An 18,673-nucleotide genomic window follows, 5' to 3' on the forward strand; every position below is an offset into this window, starting at 1 on the left:
GAGATACGTCGTCTCGGCAAGGCTGCGCCGCAGTCCGCGATGCGCCTGCTGCAGTGTCGCAGCGAACAACCCGGTGAAGACCTCGCTCGGCCGCAGCGCATTGGCGTCCGCAAGCGTCGAGCGCAGCACCGGTCGTGCCCCCAGATGGTAGAGCCGGACCGCATGGCTCTCCAGACCGGCGGCGATCTCACGCAGGCTCGAAGCGCCCGAGAGCTGGCCATAGAGCAATGCCATAAACTGGCTCCGTGTCGGCAGCCGACGCACCCGATAGTCCGCCTCGTGCTCCGCAACCAGGCGATCGAATTCCACCCACGGCACATGCTTATGAACGCCGTGAAATACGCTATTCTGGTGGCGCATGACGTTGGTCCCTTCCGTGTCCAGAAACGTTGCCAGACGTTCCAGACACAGATGAATCAACGTCATGCGCCCTGTCTACAAAAACTAAACCGGACAGCCGTGGGTCGAGCCCGGCCATGACGGAAGAGAAAACGGAATCAGACCGTTTGACAGGCCCGAAGAGCGACTGTCAGTCTAGCGGACACGTGCGGGCACGGGACCGATCGAGGGGGCCTCGGGTCGGACGTCCTGCCTTGCCACCAATAAGGGGGGTAACAAGCAGATGGGCATTGATTTCATGCGTCGATCCGGCCTCGCGGGGATGTTGCTCCTCGCCGCCGCGACCCTCTTCGCCAGCACCGATGCCCGGGCGGCCGACCTCAAAGGCGGCACGCTCCGCGTCGCCATCCTCGCCGACGTTCAGAACTTCGACCCGCAGCAGTTCACCACCCTCAACTTCCCGCTGATCAAGAACCTTTATGACAGCTTGATCGAGTACACCGCCGAAGGTCAGGCGATCCCGAGCCTGGCCGCATCGTGGAAGGTTGCGGCGGACAACAAGTCGGTGACGCTGATCTTGCGCAAGGACGTCAAGTTCCACAGCGGCGCTCCCTTCAATGCCGATGCGGTCGTGGCCACTCTGAAGAAGGCGGCCGATCCGCAGAAGGGCAAGAACGTCTATGCCACCATGTCGATCGTGAAGGACTGGGTGGTTGCCGATCCTTACACGGTCACCTTGAATTTCACCGGTCCGGCACCCGACAAGCAGATCACCGATCTCCTGCAGTTCATCTCCATCATCGAGGCTGCCGGCATCGATACGGTGGAGACGAAGGCCGCCGGCACCGGTGCCTTTACGCTCGCCGAGCGCGTTCTCGGTCAGAAGATCCGCATGGTGGCCAACAAGAGCTATTGGCGCGAGAAGGAGCCGGTCGTCGGCGAGATCGTGCTGACGGTGTTCAGCGACAACGACGCCGCCAGTGCGGCGCTCGAGTCTGGCGCCGTCGACATCGTTTATGGCGGCAATGGGCGATCCGCCGTGCGTCTGCGCAATGCCGGATTCCAGCTCATTCAGGGCCCTGGTCCGCTGGTGCAGGTGTTCCGGATCAACACCACCCAGGGCCCGTTCAAGAACGAGAAGTATCGCCAGGCCTTCAACTACCTCATGGATCGCGACGCGATCCTGAAGGTGGGCTATGCCGGGCTGGGCCAGGTCACCGCCCTTCCCTGGGCGCCGGCGAGCCCGGCCGTCGACAAGTCCTATGACGCCTCCTTTGCCTTCAACCTCGACAAGGCGAAGGACCTGTTGAAGGCCTCCGGCCTGTCGGCAGCCGAGATGAGCGACTGGAAGCTCCTGGTCAATGGCGGCGATCAGGACGCGGTTGCCATCAGCCAGGTGGTGCAGAGCACGCTCGCCAAGGTCGGCGTCACCACCCAGCTCGACCTCAAGCAGGGCTCGGAATTCATCGAGGCCTTGCTCGCCGGGCGTTTCGCCGCGGTCTTCGGCGGCATCGGCAACATCCAGAAGTTCCCGACCCGGGTCGCCACCAACAGCATCTATCGCACCACCAAGAACCCGGTCTTGGGCGAGCCGCATCCGTTCCCGGCCTATGTCGCTGCGATCGACCGGGTGGAGAAGACGCTGGGCCCCGACGTCAAGGCTGCCTACGACAATCTGAACAAGGTGCTGGTCGAATCCGCCTTCGGCATTCCGACCAACACCTTCGACCTCGGCCTGATCGTGGCCGCGAAGAATGTCGGCGGCATCACCCGCGAGATCGACAACATGCTGGTCGCCCGCACCATCGGCTTCAATCCTTGATCGATGGATGCGTCGCACAGAAGCGCAAAGTCGTAGTAGACAGACCCTCACCCGCCTCGCTTGCGCTCGGCACCCTCTCCCGCAATGCGGGAGAGGGGGGGCCCGCGCTGAGCGCGGGTGGGTGAGGGTCTCTTTCCATGTGCTAGCGACGTGTGGCGGCCAGCCATAGGCGCCTCCGCGCGATGGAATCCCACTGATGCCTGAGCCCGTTCTGTCGGTGAGGGCATTGGCGGTGGCGTTCGTCGGCTCGGGCCGCAGGGTGCCGGCGGTCAGGGGCATCGATTTCGATGTGTTTCCCAACGAAGTGCTCGGCATCGTCGGCGAGTCCGGCTCGGGCAAGAGTGTCACCTCGCTGGCGATCACCGGCCTGCTGCCGGAGACGGCGCGGGTCGAGGGCTCGGTGCGCCTCTGCGATGTCGAGGTGACGACCGCCCTCCCGGAGAGCTTGCGGCGGATGCGCGGGCAGGATGTCGGGATGATCTTTCAGGACCCGACGACGAGCTTGAACCCGGTGCTGCCGATCGGCCGGCAAGTCACCGAGGGCCAGGTTGCCCACGGCCAGATCGAGGCGGGGATGGCGCTGGCGCGCGGGATCGAGCTCTTGCGCGAGGTCGACATTCCCGATCCGGCCGGGCGCGTGGCGCAGTATCCCCACCAGTTTTCCGGCGGCATGCGCCAGCGGGCGGTCATCGCCATGGCGATGGCGGGGCATCCCAGGCTGATCATCGCCGACGAGCCCACGACCGCGCTTGACGTCACCGTGCAAGCACAGGTGCTGGCGGTCTTGGCCAAGCGCCAGGCCGAGACCGGTGCGGCCGTCATCCTGATCACCCACGATCTGGGCGTCGTCGCCGAAGTGGCGCATCGGGTCGCCGTCATGTATGGCGGCCGCATCGTCGAATCCGGCTCGGTCGAGGAGATCTTCAAGCGGCCGCGCCATCCCTACACGGTGGCGCTGCTCCGCAGCCTGCCGCGCATCGACACGGTGGATGAGCGTCTGGTTCCGGTCCCGGGACAGCCGCCGACCCCGGCTGAGCTGCCCACGGGCTGCAGCTTTCATCCCAGATGCCCGATCGGGCGCAACCGCGAGCGCTGCGCCGGCGAAGATCCGCTTCTCTTGCCGATCGACCCATCGCATCAGAGCGCCTGTCATTTCACCGACGAGGTGGCAGCACTCCTGGCGCCGGCGCATCCCACGGTCGGCACGGCAGCTTCGCGCGCGCCTGCTTCTCTTCCCGGCGGCGAGACGCTGCTGGTCGTCGATCGCCTGCAGGTGCATTTTCCGGTGCGGGCAGGATTGCTCAGGCGTCGGGTGGGGTGGGTCCGTGCCGTCGATGGCGTCAGCCTCACCGTCAACGCCGGCGAGACCCTTGGCCTCGTCGGCGAGTCCGGATGCGGGAAGACCACCACCGGCCGGGCGATCATGGGCCTCTTGAAGGCGACCGGCGGCAGCGTCACCTTCGCCGGCCAGGAGATCACCCACCTGCCCAAGGGCGAGCTGCGCAAGCTTCGCCGCCACATGCAATACGTCTTCCAGGATCCGTACTCCTCGCTCAATCCGATCCTGACCGTGGAGGAGATCGTCGCCGAGCCCCTGCGCATCCATGGTCTCTATGAGGCGATGGGGGGTGCCGCCAGGGTCGCTCGACTGTTCGAGCTCGTTGGTCTGTCGAGGACGATGCTGGCCCGCTATCCGAGCGAGTTCTCCGGCGGGCAGCGGCAGCGGATCGGCATCGCCAGAGCCCTTGCCCTCGAGCCCAGGCTGTTGATCCTGGATGAGCCGGTCGCCTCTCTCGACGTTTCGATCCAGGCGCAGATCATCAACCTGCTCCAGGATCTGCAGCGGGAGCTCGGCCTCGCCTATCTCTTCATCGCCCACGACCTGTCGGTGGTTCGCCACATCTCCGACCGGGTGGCGGTCATGTATCTAGGCCGCATCGTCGAAGAGAGCGCGAAGGCGACCCTCTACGAGCAACCGACCCATCCCTATACCCAATCGCTCTTGTCCGCCGTTCCGGTGCCCGATCCCGCCCGGCGCGACAGGAGCCGTCGCATCGTGCTGGAAGGCGACATCCCCAATCCATCCTCGCCGCCCTCGGGCTGCACCTTCCATCCCCGCTGCTTCAAGGCGACCGCCCGGTGCTCAAGCGAGGAGCCGCTGTTCCTGGCCTATCCCGGCTTGCCGACGCGCGCGGCTTGCCACCATGCCGGACCGCTCGAGGCCGCCCTCGGTCTTGGCCGCAATGGGAGTGCGAGACTACCGCGACAGGGAGTGGCGCCGTGAGCGGCAGGACGACGCGCACGCTCGAGCTCGGCAGGCGCGTGCTGGCACGGAAGGGGGCGCTCTTGAGCGTGCTCTTCTTCCTTGCAGTCGCTGTGGTGGCGAGTCTTGCCCGTTGGATCCTCCCCTATGATCCGATCGCCCAAGACCTCGCCAGCACGCTGGAGCCGCCCTCGACCGCGCATTGGTTCGGCACCGACGAGCTCGGCCGGGACATCATGACGCGGGTCATCTACGGCGCCAGGACGTCGCTGCTGACGGCATTGGGGGCGGTCTTCATCGCCGCCATGATCGGCATCCCCATCGGCCTCGTCGCCGGATTTTTCGGCGGCTGGCGCGACGCGGTGCTGATGCGCCTCGTCGACGTGCTTCTGGCGCTTCCCGGCATCCTCTTCGCCATGGCCTTGATCGCGGTCCTGGGCAGGAGCCAGGCCGCGGCCTTGGTCGCCGTCGGCGTCACCGGCATCCCGAGCTTCGCCCGCATCACCCGGGCGCAGGTGCTATCCTTGCGCAAGCGCGACTTCGTCACCGCCGTCGAGGCGCTGGGCGGTTCCTCGACCTACAACATGTTCCGGACCGTGCTCCCCAACTCCTGGAGCCCCATTCTCGTCCAGGTCGTCATCCTCTCTTCGGTCGCCATCCTCCTGGAAGCGGCACTCGCCTTCCTCGGCGTCGGCATTCCGCCGCCGACGCCGAGCTGGGGCGAGATGCTGAGGACCGGCAAGTCCTATCTCTACGAGGCGCCCTATTACGCGGTGCTGCCCGGCCTGGTGCTGACCTTGACCATTCTCTCCCTCGACACGATCGGGCGGACCCTGGCCGCCGTGCTCGAAGACCGGCACGAGACCGTGGCAGCGGGCGACTTGGAACGGGAGGGCGCATGATCGGCTACATCCTCCGCCGGATCGTGCAGCTCTTGCCGGTGCTGCTCATCGCCTCGGTCGGCATCTGGGCGATGATCTATGCGGTTCCGGGGACCCCGGTCGGCGCCATCGTCGGCGAGAACGCCACGCCCGAACAGGTCCAGGCGGCCATCCAGCGCCTCGGCCTCGACCGGCCGATCCTGGTCCAGTACTGGTCCTGGCTGACCAGCGCGGCGTTCGGCGATTTCGGCTTTTCGATCCAGAGCCGCGAGCCCGTGCTCTATCTCATCATGCAGAGAGTCCCGGCCACGGTGCAGCTCGGCCTCGCCGCCACCCTCGTCGGGCTCCTCCTGGGCGTGCCCGTAGCCATCGCCAGCGCGCTCCTCAGGGGCACCTGGATCGACCGGGTACTGAGCGGCTGGAGCGCGCTCGCCTTGGGCGTGCCGACCTTCTGGCTCGGCATCCTGCTCATTCTTCTGTTCGCGGTCGATCTCCACTGGCTGCCCTCGGCCTCAACCTATGTCGCGTTCTGGGACTCGCCGCTGACGGCCGCGAAGAACACCGTGCTGCCGGCCTTGACCCTCGGCGTCTACGTGTCCGGCATCTTCGCCCGCTTCCTTAGGGCCTCGCTCCTGGGCGAGCTCAAGGCCGACTACGTGCGCACCGCACGCTCCAAGGGCCTGAAGGAACGCGACGTGGTGAGCCGGCACGTGCTGCGCAACGCGCTCCTGCCGTTCGTGACCGTCGTCGGCCTGATGATGGCCAACTTCATCGGCGGCACCGTCATCACCGAAGCGGTGTTCACCTATCCCGGGCTCGGACGCCTCCTCATCCAAGCCATCAGCATCCGCGACTATCCGCTGATCCAGGGCTGCATCCTGTTCATCCTGGTCATCTACATCGCCATCAACGTGCTGGTCGACGTGCTCTACGCCTATATCGACCCCCGCATCGAGTACGCGTAGGAAGACCGCCCGGCGCTGCGGGCTAGGCCGCCTCTACTTCGCGGTCGATCTTGGCCCCAAGCGCGCGCTCCGCCAGCGACAGCTCGTAGCGCGCCTGCAGGTTGACCCAGAAGGCCGCCCCAGTGCCGAAGAAGCGGCCAAGCCTGAGCGCAGTCTCCGCGGTGATCGCGCGTTCGCCGCGCAGGATGCCGGTCAGCCGGTTCGCCGGCACCCGGAGCCTAAGCGCCAGCGCATTGGCGCTGAGCCCGCGTGCTTTCATCTCCTCGGCAAGAGTCTCTCCCGGCGGAACGGGTGGGACCGGAATCCCCCCGCTTGTATTCGAAAATCTTCATGTCGTCCTTCATTACCGCCTCTTCCTATGAGTGTCGGGCGGGTTGCTCTTGCTGGTGCGCCTTCACCATGTCGGCCATGCTGGTGAAGCGAAAATCGTATTTGGGGCTGCCGGCGGGCTTCGCCGTGGCGCCCCAGCCCTGGCGGTCGTGGCGGCGATCGATCCAGGCCGAAGCGAGGCCGGCCAAATTGGCGGGCCCGTGATCATGGAACAGGCTCTGTGCGGTGTGCAGGATGTCGCCTCGGCCGTAGCCGCGCTCTGCGAGCTTCTCCAGCATGAAGCCGAAGTTCCTCGGATCCGGCTTGTAGGAACCGATGTCCTGGGCGGTATAGACGGCGTCGAACTCGACCTCTAGGCGCTTATTGCTCCGGGCGAAGCTGGATCGGTCCACGTTCGAGAGAATGACCAGCTTGTAGTGGGTCTTCAGGTAGCGAAGGGAAGCGGCCGAGTCCGGAAAGGCCGGCCAATCGCCGACGGACTGCCCAAAGGCGACATGGTCGGCCTCCGGGACCACGACGCGCCACTCCGCCGCCAGGCGACGATGCACGGCGGCCAGCAGGTCGGAATAGATCTTCGCCGGGGTTTCTGCCTCCTGCGCGGATTCATGGCGCGCGAACGCGGCCAGCGCCGCCTCGCGCGGGATGCCGTCTTGGCGCTCCGCCAGAAGCGGTTGCAGGGCGTGGAATATCCCGGCCTCCCAGTCGATCAGGGTGCCGTAGCAATCGAAGGTCAGGACCTTGAATTGAGCGAGCTGCATGGCACCTCGTCGAGGCTAAGGACGGGCCGTTGGCGCGTTGACATAACCTCGGATCGGCGACGGCGGCAAGTGGGCGACCAAGCCATCAGCGCGGGCTGCCAGGCGGAATAATTCACATGGGACTCGCTTAAGCGCGCAACTACCCTCGCGCCGGCGCCGCCTCGAAGTCGCATTCGAAACATGGATGGACCATGGTCAAGACCCTGCGCACGGCCAGAAAGGTGCTGATCTATCCAACCCATGACAAACGCCTGCTCGCCTTCCGGCATCCCTTTCATCCGGAGGCTGGAATCCAGGTGCCGGCGGGAACGATCGAGGACGGCGAGGACCCGGCCGGCGCCGCCGCGCGCGAGCTCAGGGAGGAAACCGGGCTCGACGGCTGCCGGATTCTAGGCTTGCTGGGAGAGCGTGACTATTCCTGGCAGGCGGCAGAGGGCCTCGGTCGCGAGCGCCGATACTTTTTCCATGCCGCGATCGAAGGCCCAGTGTCCGAGACCTGGCGCCACTATGAGCGCCATGCGAGCGACGGGTCCGGGCCGATCGCCTTCGACTTCTTCTGGTGCGATCTCCGGGGTGCGCCGCCGCTTCTTGCCTGGGGGCATGGGGACTTGCTGCCCGTGCTGATGGCACGCTTGTGAGCGAGCCCTTGCCATGAGCCTGGCACCGGAGCGGTTGCAGCGGGTCGTCGTGATCGGCACCAGCTGCAGCGGCAAGACGATGCTCGCCCGCCGTCTCACGGAGATTCTGGGGCGCCGTCGGGTCGAGCTGGATGCGCTCAATTGGGGCCCGAACTGGATCGCCAGGCCCAAGGAGGAGTTCCGGCGGCTCATCGAGGAAGCGACGAGCCCGCCCTGATGGATCGTCGACGGCAACTATGGCGACGTTCGGGACCACTTCTGGCCGCGGGCGACGACGGTCATCTGGCTCAATTACGGTTTTCCAAGGGTGCTCTGGCGGGCGCTCAGCCGGACCATCGCTCGCATTGTCAGCAACGAAGCGCTGTATTCCGGCTGTGGGAAGACACATAAAATGAAAATCAGGACGCATATCCTGACAACGGGCGACGCATAATGTGAAAAGTCGCGACGCAAAAAGTGAAAATGCGCTGGGTAGCCCAGACGTCGCGCAGCTTTGTTAGATTGAGGATAGTCCTTCCGTATTCATCCGGTGAAGGCCGCGGCCGTTGGCTCTACGGATTAGGAGTGCGGGAAGCGCGCAGTCTAGTGCGCTCTAAGTCCTGCTTGAGAAAATCCTGCGCGGTCTGACCCCGCACCGGCTCGAATGTCGTCTCAAGCGGCTCGAAATCGGACATACGGTCGATCCGGAACACCCGGAAGCCCTTGCGAAGCTCGCACCACGCGGCCAGCAGCCACACGGGGGCGTAGAACGCCATGATCAAGGGACGCACCACTCGGACGGTCGTTTTGCCGTCGAGGTCCAGATAAGTGAAGCGCACCTTGCGTTGGTCGCGGATGGTGCGGCGCAGCGCGGCCTGATCGATCGTGATGGTTTCGCGTCCGTGTTGGGGCGGTGCCCACAGCCTCACTAGGTCGAGGTTCCGACGCAGCACTTCCGGCGACACGTCCCTGATCTTGTCCATCGCCGAGGCCGCCGCATCCGCGAGCTCGGGATCGGCCTGCGACTGGACGATGCGCGCGCCGAGCAGCAGGGCTTCGAGCTCGTTCTCGTTGAACATGAGCGGCGGCAGGTCGAAGCCTTGCCGCAGGATATAGCCAACGCCGGCTGCACCGTCGATGGGAACACCCGTCGAGACCAGGTCGCGAATATCCCGGTAGATCGTCCGCTCGGATACCTCCAGGCGAGCGGCAAGATCGGCTGCCCGCGTCGACTTCTTCCGGCGCAGGAACTGAATGATCTCGAACAGGCGATCGGCGCGGCGCATGGGCTTCCTGCCATTCTCCTGACAACACGGTGTCAGGAGGGCTATGATAGTTAGCTGTCGCGCGCAAGGACGGAGACCGACGTCCTCAGCAGATTCTAGGCGCCGGAAGCGTCGAAGGCCACGGCCGTTCGCGCCTCAGGGCCCTGCAGCAGCGAGGCCATCGCATGGATCAAGACCAGCTGTTCGAGCGGCTCTGGACTGGCGCCGCGAAGATGGAGGAATGGACTGCCGCGGTTGCCGGCGGGTTCGCAAAGCCGGTCGCCGACGGCATCATCGCTATGCACACGGGCTATCTCTTCGGCAACGCGACGGCGATCCGCACCGCTGCCGGGCTGGTGCTCGTGGACACGGGCAGCCGCGAGACCGCAAGCCAGACTCTCGCGGCTTTGCGCCGTTGGGACGACAGCCCGGTTCATACCGTCATCTATACCCACGGCCACATCGACCATAGCTGGGGAGCCAGGCTCCTCGACCAGGAAGCGGCTGCAAGAGGGATCGCGCGGCCCCGCGTCATCGCCCATCGAAACGTCCTCTACCGGTTCGACCGCTATGACGCCACCCACGGGCTGAACAGTCTCGTGATGGGCCGCCAGTTCAATCAGCCGGGCTACACCTTCCCGGACCGGCATCGCCGCCCCGACGAGGTCTACGACGATTGCCTTGTCCTGACTGTCGGCGGCATGCGAATCGAGCTGTTCCATGGGCGCGGGGAGACCGACGACGCCACCTTCGTCTGGCTACCTGAACAGCGTGTGCTCGCGAGCGGCGACTTTGTGATCTGGGCCTTCCCGAACGCCGGCAATCCGCGCAAGGTCCAGCGGTTCGCACCGGACTGGGCGGCGGCGCTTCGCCGGATGGAGGCTCTGAAGCCGGAAGTTCTGATACCCGGCCACGGCCCCGTCGTCTTCGGCGAGAAAAGGGCGGCGCAGGTCCTGGGAGACGGCGCCGAGGTCCTGGAACGCCTGAGCAGCCAGACTCTCCGCCTCATGAACGAGGGATGGTCGCTCAACGCGATCCTGCATTCCGTCTCCGCCCCCGCCGAGCTGATCGCGAAGCCGTACCTGCTGCCCAAATACGACGACCCGGAGTTCGTCGTCCGCAACATCTGGCATCTCTATGCCGGTTGGTTCGACGGGGATCCCGCCCATCTCAAGCCGGCTCCGGCCGCCGAGCTGGCGGCAGAGATCGCCGCGCTCGCGGGCGGGGCAGAAAAGCTGGCGGAGCGCGCCGCGATCCTCGCCGAAAGCGGTCGGACTCGGTTGGCAGCCCACTTGGCCGAGCTTGCCGGCACTGCCGCTCCGAAGGACGGGGCAATCCAGGCGACGCGGGCGAGCGTGCACGAACGCTGCGCGAAGGCCGAAACGTCGCTGATCGGAAAGGCGATCTTCTCCGTCTATCAGCGTGAAGCTGAGGCGCGGCAACGGAGTTCATCTCGGTTAATTTAAGTTGGGCCGTTAGGCAGGTGCGTCGGATCCCTCCGAGGCTTCAGCGCTTCTCGTACGCGACGTAGAGTTTTTTCACCTTATGAGTTCGACCGTGGGTTTTTTTGCAGTATATGCGTGGCGACTTTTCACATTATCAGTCCGTGGAGCGACGAATCCCGCCAGTTTTGGATGATCGCTTTTCAATTAACGTGTCGTCCTACATTCAGGCAAGCATTCCTTTCCCGGGACTCCATCCTGGTCTGGGTGATAACGACCTATTACAGCCGCCGTTGTCGCTATGGCGCATTGCGGCACGCCGCCGCCTATTCGCATCTCGAGTGGTTGGAGTTTCGGCAGCCGCGCCAGGCCGAACGATTTCTCCAGGAGCTGCGAACCATCCCGTACACAGAGACTCGGTTGCCGCGGTGAGAGATTTCCGGTAATATATCCGGAAACAGGAGCCGATCATGGCGGATGCGAGAAAGAACGCGATCACGAGCTACCGTCGGCGCATGCGGCGGAGGGGCCTAGTTCGCCTCGAAGTACAGGTGTCGAGGGAGGATGTACTGCTCATCCGCAGCGTTGCCGGCGCGCTCGCCGACCCGGCACATGCCGAGGAGACCCGCGCGCTGCTGCGCGAACGGCTTGTTCGGCGCGGCGGCAAGGGGCTGAAGGCGCTGTTGGCCGCGGCACCTTTGGACGGCATCGATCTCGAACGGGCCCGTGATCGGGGGCGGGCCATCCGGTTATGAGCTTTCTGATCGACACCAACATCATCTCGGAGGTTCGCAAGCAAGCGCGCTGCAACCAAAACGTCGCCCTCTGGTATGGCTCGATCGACGATGGCGAGCTGTATCTGAGCGGGCTGGTGCTGGGTGAGATCCGAAAAGGAATCGAGCTTGCGCGCGGGCGCGATCCCGAAAAAGCCGCGGCACTGGAAGAGTGGTTGACCGAAGTCGACGTCGCGTTCGGCGAACGTGTTCTGGCGATCGATCGCAGGGTGATGGACGAATGGGGGCGCATGAGCGCTCGAAGCCCAATCCCGGTGATCGATGGCATGCTTGCTGCGACCGCCAAGGTGCATGACCTGACCTTGGTCACGCGCAACGATGGCGACGTGTCGGGGCTGGGTGCCAAGGTGCTCAACCCGTTCGAGGCTGTCGCAAGAGACGATTGACCCGGCGCTCAGCCCAACGCGCGCACCGCTTCGTCATGGATGAGTGCCATGATCCGGCGCTTCAGCACGATGAATTCCGGCGCGGTCAGCACATCGACCGAGCGCGGGCGCGGGATGTCGATCGGCACCATCTCCTTGATGCGGCCCGGCCGCGCCGTCATCACATGGACGCGGTCGCCCAACAGGATCGCCTCGTCGATATCGTGGGTGATGAAGAGCACGGTCTTGTGCGCGTGCTCCCAGATGGTGAGCAGCAGCTCCTGCATGAGCGAGCGCGTCTGGCTGTCGAGCGCGCCGAAGGGCTCGTCCATGAGCAGGATTTCCGGGTCGTTGGCGAGTGCGCGGGCGAGCGCGACCCGCTGCGTCATGCCGCCCGAGAGCTGCTTTGGATAAGCGCGCTCGAAGCCGGCGAGGCCGACTTCGCCGATGAAGCGCCGGGCGATCTTGGCGCGCTCCTCGGGCGCGGTCCCGGCCACCTTCAGGCCGAACTCGACATTGTCCTGGACGGTCAGCCAGGGAAAGAGGGTGTAGGACTGGAAGACCATGCCCCGGTCCTTGCCGGGCCTGGTCACCGGCCTGCCATCGAGATAGATGGCACCCTCGCTGGGTTCGATGAGCCCGGCGACCAGGCGCAGAAGGCTGGTCTTGCCGCAGCCCGACGGTCCGACGATGACCGAGAACTCCTCTTCCTCGACGTCGAGGGAAATCCGCTCGAGCGCGGTCAGCGGCGCCGCACCCTTCGGCTGGAAGCGAAGCGCCACCTCCTCGATGCGGAGCTTCGCCATGGCTGGCGACGGACTCAGCGGCTCAAGCGCTCGCGGCGCAGGCGCTCGCGGTTCATCATCAGCCATTGCAGGCTCATGATGGTGATCGCGTTTTCGATCCTGCCGGCCTGGAGCCGCTCGATCGCTTCGGCGTAGTCGAGGACGACGACGCGGATGTCCTCATGCTCATGGGCGACACCCGCGAGCCCGCCGGAATGGGTGGTGTCGACCAGTGCGGCGAACAGCCAGACCACTTCCGAGGATCCGCCGGGGCTCGGCATGAACTCATAGAGCGGGATCAGCGCCTCGACGGCGCAGCCGGTCTCCTCCACGCTCTCGCGGCGGGCGACCGCGTCCGGGGCCTCGTCCTTGCCGATGATGCCGGCGGGCACTTCGATGGTCCAAGGATGGAGTCCGGCGACGAGGGCGGCGGTGCGAAACTGCTCGACCAGCACGACGCGGTCGAGGACCGGGTCATAGGGCAGCACGCCCGCGGCATGGCCGCGCTGAAAGATCTCGCGCTCGATCTCCTGGCTCCAGCCGCCGGCGAAGAGCCGGTGGCGCAAATGGAAGCGGTCGACCCGGAAAAACCCCTTGAACACCGTCTCCTTGGATAGGATCGCGTAGCCGGCCGTTTCGGCTTCCGGGGACGGGACATAGGCAACCATCGCTAGCGGCCGCGTTCGAACGATCGAGTGCCCCCACCCGTCGGCGACGGCCGCGCCGGTTCCTCCCGGCGCGGCGTTGGGGATGGGAGGACCCGTCCCCAACCGTCCCGACCCTCCCCCACGCTCACGCATGGGGGAGGGAGCGGGAGGTCCATCTCGGCTCCCTCCCTCGCCGTCTTCGGCGGGGGAGGGGTGGGGTGGGGGCAATGCGTCATCCGTGATGCTCGTGGTTAGCGCACGCGGCGGGTGAAGAAGCGCAAATTCGGCCCGGCCATGCGGTAGAACACCTTGTCGGCCCGCTGCACCGGTCCCAGCCGGTCGTAGAAGCGTCGCGCGCGATCGTTCCAGGGATCGGCCGTCCAGTCGATCTGATCGACGCCGCGCTCGCCGGCAAGCTTGGCCAGCGCATCCATCATCTGCCGTCCCACGCCCTCGCCGCGCCAGCGCTCGGAGACGAATATGTCCTGGATGAAGAAGGTGCCCTGGCAGACCGCAACCGAATACACCTGCACGAAGGCCAAGAGGCCGACGGCGATGCCGTCGCGGTCGGCGAGCAGGACCTCGATGCCGGGAGCCGGCGGGCCGGAGCCGTTGGCGGGGCTGAAGACATTGCTGCGGATGGACTCGGCCATGACCCATCGCGGCGCCGGCGCTTGGATGCCGTAGAAGGCCAAGAGCTCCCGGCTGAGATTTGCGATCGCATCGGCGTCCGCCGCCGTCGCCAGGCGAATGCCAAGCGTTGACATGCTCCCACAATCGACGAATGCCGCCATATCGGTCAAGCACTTGGCCTGTCCCGTGGGTTTCGGCTAGCGTGATGATTCCGAAGTTCGTCGGCGAACTTCGGAATCTGAATCACGCTAGATTCAATAGAGTAGTGGCCCGCTTATCCCTGAAATTCGCTGACGAATTTCAGGAGCGGGACACTAGCGTCGCGGGGGAAAGGGGAGGCCGGGTGAAGGTCCTGCACCTGCTGAGACACGCCAAATCGAGCTGGGAGGAGGCTGGGATCGAGGATCACGACCGCCCGTTGGCGGAGCGCGGCCGCAACGCCGCTGAGGCGATGGGCCGCTATCTCGCCACCGCCGGGATCGATCCGGGACTGGTGCTCGTGTCCTCCGCCCTGAGAACCCGCGCCACCTTCGAGCTGGCGGCCGAGGAGCTCGCCGAACGGCCAAAAAACCGGGTTCTGCGCGACCTCTATCTCGCCAGCAGCGCCGAGCTCCAGGCCCGCATCCGGGCGCTCGACGACGCTCTGGGCTCGGTCATGCTCATCGGCCACAACCCCGGCATGCACGATCTCGCCCGCAGCCTCGCTGGTTCGGGTGATGCCGAGAGCCTGAAGCGGCTCAACCAGAAATACCCGACCGGAGCCCTTGCCAGCCTCGAATTCCCGGTCGCGCGCTGGCGCCAGGTGAAGTCCGGAGGCGGCCGGCTCGCGCGCTTCGTTTTGCCGAAAGAACTGATGCCAACGAAGCCCCCTTAGATCTGTTTGGAATCGTTCAAGACTGTCACATAAATCCGGTTGACCACACCTTCTGTGCCCGGCTTAGCTGGCGGCGCATGAGTTCACCCGTGCGCTCCCCTGCAGACGTCGAAGCAGGCCCCGCTTCGCCTCTCGCCGCCGAGCAGCCACGCGAGGTCGAGCTCAAATTGGCGGTGCCGCTGGAGCATGTCGAGGAGCTCATGCGCCACCCCTTGCTGAAGCGCAGCTTGGCGCCCGCCCGCAGCGAGCAGCTGTCCAGCGTCTATTTCGATACCCCCGATCTCCGCCTGGCGAAGGACGACGTGACCTTGCGCGTGCGCCGGCACGGGCGCCGCCACATCCAGACGGTCAAGCTCGGTCCGATGCGGCAAGCCGGCCTGTTTTCCCGCGCCGAATGGGAAGAGCCGGTGCCTACCTCCAAGCCCGACCCGGCCAGGATCGGCAATCGCAAGCTGCGCCAGCGCATCGATCGGGTCCGCCTCAAGCGCGGGCTGAAGCCGATTTTCGGCACCGAATTCAAGCGGACGAATTGGCTCCTCAAGGGCCATCGCGGCGGCAAGGTCGCGGTCGGGCTCGACGTCGGCGAGATCAAGACGAGAGAAGGCAGCCGGTCGATCTGCGAGCTCGAGCTCGAGCTCAAGTCGGGCAAGCCCGGGGAGCTCTTCGAGGTGGCCGAAGCGCTCGCCCGCGACATGCCGCTTCGCCTCGAGTTCGAAAGCAAGGCCTCCCGCGGCTTCGCCCTCTACCAGGGCGAGGCAAGCCGGCCGGTGAAGGCCTGCGAGGTCGCCTTGGGCGATGTCGACACCACCTTCGCCATGGCCAAGCGCACCTTCGCCGCCTGCTTCGATCAGCTCGCGGCCAACTGGGGGCCGGCGGTCGACGGCTCCGACCCAGAGGGCGTGCATCAGCTCCGCGTCGCCATCCGCCGGTTCCGCTCCGCCTTGGGCTTGTTCAGGGAGCTGCTCGATGCCGACGGGCATGCGAAGCTCCGCCTCGAGCTGGGCTGGCTCGCCCAGGAGCTGGCGCCGGCGCGCGCTTGGGATGTGTTCCTGGCCGAGCTCTTGCCTTCGGGTGCCGGTGCCTTGCCGGTGCCCGCCGTGCGCAAGACGATCGTTCGCCTCGCCCGCCGGGTCCGCAAGGAGAGCTATGAGCGGGCACGGGCGGCACTCGCCTCCAAACGGGGCGCCGATCTCCTGCTGGCGCTTCGCATCTGGGTGGACGAGCCCCGTTGGCGCCCGGCTGGCGAAGAAGCGCATGCCGGCCCGCCGTCCGCGGCGGAGGCGATGTCGGCCAGGGACTTCGCCCGCCACATGCTGCACCGGCGGCACAAGCGGGTCCGCCGCTTCGCCCGCAACGCCGCCGAGCTCTCTCCGGAAGCCCTCCATGCGCTTCGCATCCAGGTGAAGAAGCTGCGCTACGCGGCCGAGTTCGTGAGCGGGCTGTTCCCGCGCCGGCGGGTCAAGTCCTATCTTCGCGATCTCGCCCGGCTGCAGCAGGATCTGGGTGCCATAAATGACGCGGTGACCTTGCCGCCGCTCGCCGGCCAGCTCCTGGAGCGCGATCGCGACGCGCGGCTGGCGCAGGCGGTGGGCGCGCTCATCGGCTGGCATGCCAGCCGCGCGGTCTCGGCGCGCACGCATCTGGGCCCGCTGCTCGAGGAGTTCGCCGACGCCCGCAAGTTTTGGAGCTGACCTCTCCTCGAAGTAGAACTGCGGCGCGCCTGTCGGCCCCTCTCCCGCCTGGGGGTGGACTGTGGGAGGGGGTGAGGATCACCCCCTCCCCAACCCTCCCCGGGGCGGGAGAGGGCTGGGGTGAGGGTCGGACGGGAAGCGTCGATGACCTTCGCCGAAATTCTTGCGACCCTCACCCGCCTCGCTCGCGCTCGGCACCCTCTCCCGCGGTGCGGGAGAGGGGCATTCGGCAAATTCTGCGTCTAACCGACTGTGTCGCGGGCGACCTTGGCGGCGATGGTGAGGCCGCCGTCGATGACGATGGTGGCGCCGGTCACGTAGCGGCTGGCGTCGCTGGCGAGGTAGACGGCGATCCCCGAGAAGTCCGCGGGCACGCCCCAGCGCCTGATGGCAAGCCGCGGCATGTGCTCGTTCGTGAACTCTTCGCTGTTGATGCGCTCCGTGGTGAGCGGCGTCTCGATATAGCCGGGCACCACCGTGTTGGCGCGGATCGCGTGCTGGCCCAGCTCGACGGCGAGGCTCCGCATCATCGACTCCACACCCGCCTTGGCGGCGGCATAGTGCTCGACCAGGGGCTGGCCCATGATGGCGAAGGCGCTGCCGGTCGCCACCAGCGATCCGCCTTGCTTCCGCCCTACCATCGCCCGGGCGGCGGCCTTGAGGGTATAGAAGACGCCATCCAGATTGACGTCGAGCACGCGGCGCCATTCCGCCTGGGTCATCTCGATGAAGCTCCGATGCGGGCCGGCGCGGCCGCTGACGCCGGCATTGGCGAAGCACGCATCGAGGCCGCCCAAAGCCGCAAGCGTGCTCTCCATCGCCCGCTCGACCTCCGCCTCGCGGCTCACATCCAAGAGCTCCGCGTGCACCTTGCGGCCATGGCGGGAGAGCTGCCGGGCCGCGGCTTCGTTGCGATCCTTCCGCATGCCCCAGATCGCCACATCGGCCCCGGCTTCGGCCAGCCCCTCGGCCATGCCGAGGCCGATCCCGCTGTTGCCGCCGGTGACGAGCGCCGCCCGGCCCCGCAAATCGAACATTTTCGCCGTCATGCCTGCCCCCGGATGCGGATTTTCGCTATAATGGCATGATCGGTGACGGCTCCTAAGAGCCTAGCGGGAGAACCGGCTTTGAATACCGAGCAGGCCCTCGATGTGCTGCACGAGGCGTTGCTGGTGACCTTGATCATCTCGGCGCCGATGATGCTCATCGGCATGATCGTCGGTACCGTCATTTCTCTCATCCAGGCGATGACCCAGATCCAGGAAACCAGCCTCGCCTTCATCCCGAAGATGCTGGCGCTGTTCATCGCGCTCTCGCTGTTTCTGCCGTTCATGCTGGGCGAGCTCGCCAAGTTCACCGAAAACATCATGGACCGCATCGTCAGCATCAGTTGACGGCGGCGCGAGGGATCCCTAGTCGATGCCGTTCGGCGTGCCGCTCCAGCAGTTCGTGCCCGGCGAGATCTTCGCCTTCATCGTGGTCTTCGCGCGGCTGGGCTCGACCTTCACCTTGCTTCCGGGCTTCGGGGAGTCCTTCATCCCCGGCAGGGTCCGGCTCGGCATCGCTCTTGCGGTCACCTTCGTCGTGACACCCTTGGTGCGGCCGATCCTGCCGCCCTTGCCCGACGACATGGTACGCTTGCTCTCGATCCTGTTCACCGAGGTGATCACCGGCATGTTCATCGGCGTCGTCACCCGGCTTCTGATCACCACGCTTGACACCGCGGGGACATTCATCTCCTTCCAGACCGGGCTGTCCGCCGCGCAGGCCTTCAACCCGGCCCTGTCCCAGTCGGGCACCATCGTCGGCGCGTTCCTGGCGCTCGCCGGGGTGGTGGCGCTCTTCGCCACCGACATGCATTATCTCGTGCTGCGCGCGCTCGTCGACAGCTACACGCTGTTTCGCCCGGGCTCGCCGCCGATGTTCGGCGACATGGCCTTCATGTTCGCCCAGCTCGTCAGCCAGAGCTTCAAGATGGCCCTCCAGATCGCGATGCCCTTCGTCGTCCTCGGGCTCTTGTTCAATGTGGTGCTCGGGCTTATCTCCAGGCTGATGCCGCAGATCCAGATCTTCTTCGTCGGCATCCCGGTGCAGCTCTTGGGCGGAGTCCTGATCCTCGGCCTCACCAGCTCGGCCGTGGTCACGTTCTTCCTGGCGAACTTTCAAGATACGCTGCAAGCGTATCTCACTCCGAGGTAAGCC

General features: G+C 65.9%; 21 protein-coding genes. 13 read left to right on the forward strand and 8 right to left on the reverse strand.

Annotated elements, in window-relative coordinates; translation table 11 throughout:
- The coding region (locus HY058_05690; GenBank protein MBI3496775.1) for a DUF4372 domain-containing protein at positions 1–360 on the reverse strand (360 nt) is incomplete at its 3' end.
- A gap of 277 nt (positions 361–637) precedes the next feature.
- Here HY058_05690 and HY058_05695 point away from each other — a divergent pair.
- The 4 genes from HY058_05695 (at position 638) to HY058_05710 (ending at position 6,270) form a co-directional block, all read left to right on the forward strand.
- Positions 638–2,161, forward strand: coding sequence for an ABC transporter substrate-binding protein (locus HY058_05695; protein ID MBI3496776.1), 1,524 nt, complete (start codon positions 638–640; stop codon positions 2,159–2,161).
- Positions 2,162–2,357: 196 nt separating this feature from the next.
- A complete protein-coding gene (locus HY058_05700; GenBank protein ID MBI3496777.1) occupies positions 2,358–4,445 on the forward strand; it encodes an ABC transporter ATP-binding protein in 2,088 nt (695 codons plus the stop codon).
- Entirely contained in the window at positions 4,442–5,326 is an 885-nt protein-coding gene (locus tag HY058_05705; GenBank protein MBI3496778.1) for an ABC transporter permease, read from the forward strand. Before HY058_05700 ends, HY058_05705 begins: the two co-directional genes overlap by 4 nt.
- Positions 5,323–6,270 carry an ABC transporter permease gene (locus tag HY058_05710; protein ID MBI3496779.1) on the forward strand — a complete coding sequence of 316 codons (948 nt, stop codon included), beginning with the start codon at positions 5,323–5,325 and terminating at the stop codon, positions 6,268–6,270. The genes HY058_05705 and HY058_05710 overlap by 4 nt, the downstream gene beginning before the upstream one ends.
- Before the next feature lie 22 nt (positions 6,271–6,292).
- Here HY058_05710 and HY058_05715 read toward each other — a convergent pair whose 3' ends face one another.
- Entirely contained in the window at positions 6,293–6,574 is a 282-nt protein-coding gene (locus HY058_05715) for a HigA family addiction module antidote protein (protein MBI3496780.1), read from the reverse strand.
- Positions 6,575–6,626: 52 nt separating this feature from the next.
- Entirely contained in the window at positions 6,627–7,358 is a 732-nt protein-coding gene (locus HY058_05720; protein MBI3496781.1) for a haloacid dehalogenase type II, read from the reverse strand.
- 191 nt (positions 7,359–7,549) lie between these two features.
- Here HY058_05720 and HY058_05725 point away from each other — a divergent pair, with 191 nt between their 5' ends.
- Together HY058_05725 and HY058_05730 are read left to right on the forward strand one after the other, a co-directional pair.
- Entirely contained in the window at positions 7,550–7,996 is a 447-nt protein-coding gene (locus HY058_05725; protein ID MBI3496782.1) for an NUDIX domain-containing protein, read from the forward strand.
- A 13-nt stretch (positions 7,997–8,009) separates the two neighbouring features.
- Complete coding sequence (locus HY058_05730; protein ID MBI3496783.1) at positions 8,010–8,213, forward strand: hypothetical protein; 204 nt, start codon at positions 8,010–8,012, stop codon at positions 8,211–8,213.
- 334 nt (positions 8,214–8,547) lie between these two features.
- Here HY058_05730 and HY058_05735 read toward each other — a convergent pair whose 3' ends face one another.
- Positions 8,548–9,261, reverse strand: a complete 714-nt coding sequence (locus HY058_05735) for a YafY family transcriptional regulator (GenBank protein MBI3496784.1) — start codon at positions 9,259–9,261, stop codon at positions 8,548–8,550.
- Positions 9,262–9,425: 164 nt separating this feature from the next.
- Here HY058_05735 and HY058_05740 point away from each other — a divergent pair, with 164 nt between their 5' ends.
- The 3 genes from HY058_05740 (at position 9,426) to HY058_05750 (ending at position 11,862) form a co-directional block, all read left to right on the forward strand.
- Positions 9,426–10,706, forward strand: coding sequence for an MBL fold metallo-hydrolase (locus tag HY058_05740; GenBank protein ID MBI3496785.1), 1,281 nt, complete (start codon positions 9,426–9,428; stop codon positions 10,704–10,706).
- 446 nt (positions 10,707–11,152) lie between these two features.
- Entirely contained in the window at positions 11,153–11,437 is a 285-nt protein-coding gene (locus tag HY058_05745) for a hypothetical protein (protein ID MBI3496786.1), read from the forward strand.
- Positions 11,434–11,862 carry a type II toxin-antitoxin system VapC family toxin gene (locus HY058_05750; GenBank protein ID MBI3496787.1) on the forward strand — a complete coding sequence of 143 codons (429 nt, stop codon included), beginning with the start codon at positions 11,434–11,436 and terminating at the stop codon, positions 11,860–11,862. Before HY058_05745 ends, HY058_05750 begins: the two co-directional genes overlap by 4 nt.
- A gap of 8 nt (positions 11,863–11,870) precedes the next feature.
- On the opposite strand, the gene HY058_05755 is transcribed toward HY058_05750, so the two are convergent.
- The 3 genes from HY058_05755 to HY058_05765 form a co-directional block, all read right to left on the reverse strand.
- Positions 11,871–12,647 carry an ABC transporter ATP-binding protein gene (locus HY058_05755; GenBank protein MBI3496788.1) on the reverse strand — a complete coding sequence of 259 codons (777 nt, stop codon included), beginning with the start codon at positions 12,645–12,647 and terminating at the stop codon, positions 11,871–11,873.
- Positions 12,648–12,661: 14 nt separating this feature from the next.
- Entirely contained in the window at positions 12,662–13,294 is a 633-nt protein-coding gene (locus HY058_05760) for an NUDIX domain-containing protein (protein MBI3496789.1), read from the reverse strand.
- A gap of 230 nt (positions 13,295–13,524) precedes the next feature.
- Positions 13,525–14,040: a GNAT family N-acetyltransferase gene (locus HY058_05765; GenBank protein MBI3496790.1), complete on the reverse strand. Its 516-nt coding sequence runs from the start codon at positions 14,038–14,040 to the stop codon at positions 13,525–13,527.
- 71 nt (positions 14,041–14,111) lie between these two features.
- Here HY058_05765 and HY058_05770 point away from each other — a divergent pair, with 71 nt between their 5' ends.
- Positions 14,112–14,780 carry a histidine phosphatase family protein gene (locus HY058_05770; GenBank protein ID MBI3496791.1) on the forward strand — a complete coding sequence of 223 codons (669 nt, stop codon included), beginning with the start codon at positions 14,112–14,114 and terminating at the stop codon, positions 14,778–14,780.
- Between the two features lie 89 nt (positions 14,781–14,869).
- Positions 14,870–16,471 carry a CHAD domain-containing protein gene (locus HY058_05775; GenBank protein MBI3496792.1) on the forward strand — a complete coding sequence of 534 codons (1,602 nt, stop codon included), beginning with the start codon at positions 14,870–14,872 and terminating at the stop codon, positions 16,469–16,471.
- A 242-nt stretch (positions 16,472–16,713) separates the two neighbouring features.
- Here HY058_05775 and HY058_05780 read toward each other — a convergent pair whose 3' ends face one another.
- Positions 16,714–17,520, reverse strand: a complete 807-nt coding sequence (locus HY058_05780) for an SDR family oxidoreductase (GenBank protein MBI3496793.1) — start codon at positions 17,518–17,520, stop codon at positions 16,714–16,716.
- Between the two features lie 78 nt (positions 17,521–17,598).
- On the opposite strand from HY058_05780, the gene fliQ reads away from it, so the two are divergent.
- The gene (fliQ, locus tag HY058_05785) at positions 17,599–17,865 is read left to right on the forward strand and encodes a flagellar biosynthesis protein FliQ (protein MBI3496794.1); all 267 of its coding nucleotides are present in this window, start codon (positions 17,599–17,601) and stop codon (positions 17,863–17,865) included.
- A 25-nt stretch (positions 17,866–17,890) separates the two neighbouring features.
- The gene (gene fliR, locus HY058_05790; GenBank protein ID MBI3496795.1) at positions 17,891–18,670 is read left to right on the forward strand and encodes a flagellar type III secretion system protein FliR; all 780 of its coding nucleotides are present in this window, start codon (positions 17,891–17,893) and stop codon (positions 18,668–18,670) included.
- The last annotated feature ends 3 nt before the right edge of the window (positions 18,671–18,673 follow it).

This window comes from Pseudomonadota bacterium, from assembly GCA_016195085.1.
Classification (GTDB): Bacteria; Pseudomonadota; Alphaproteobacteria; order SHVZ01; family SHVZ01; genus JACQAG01.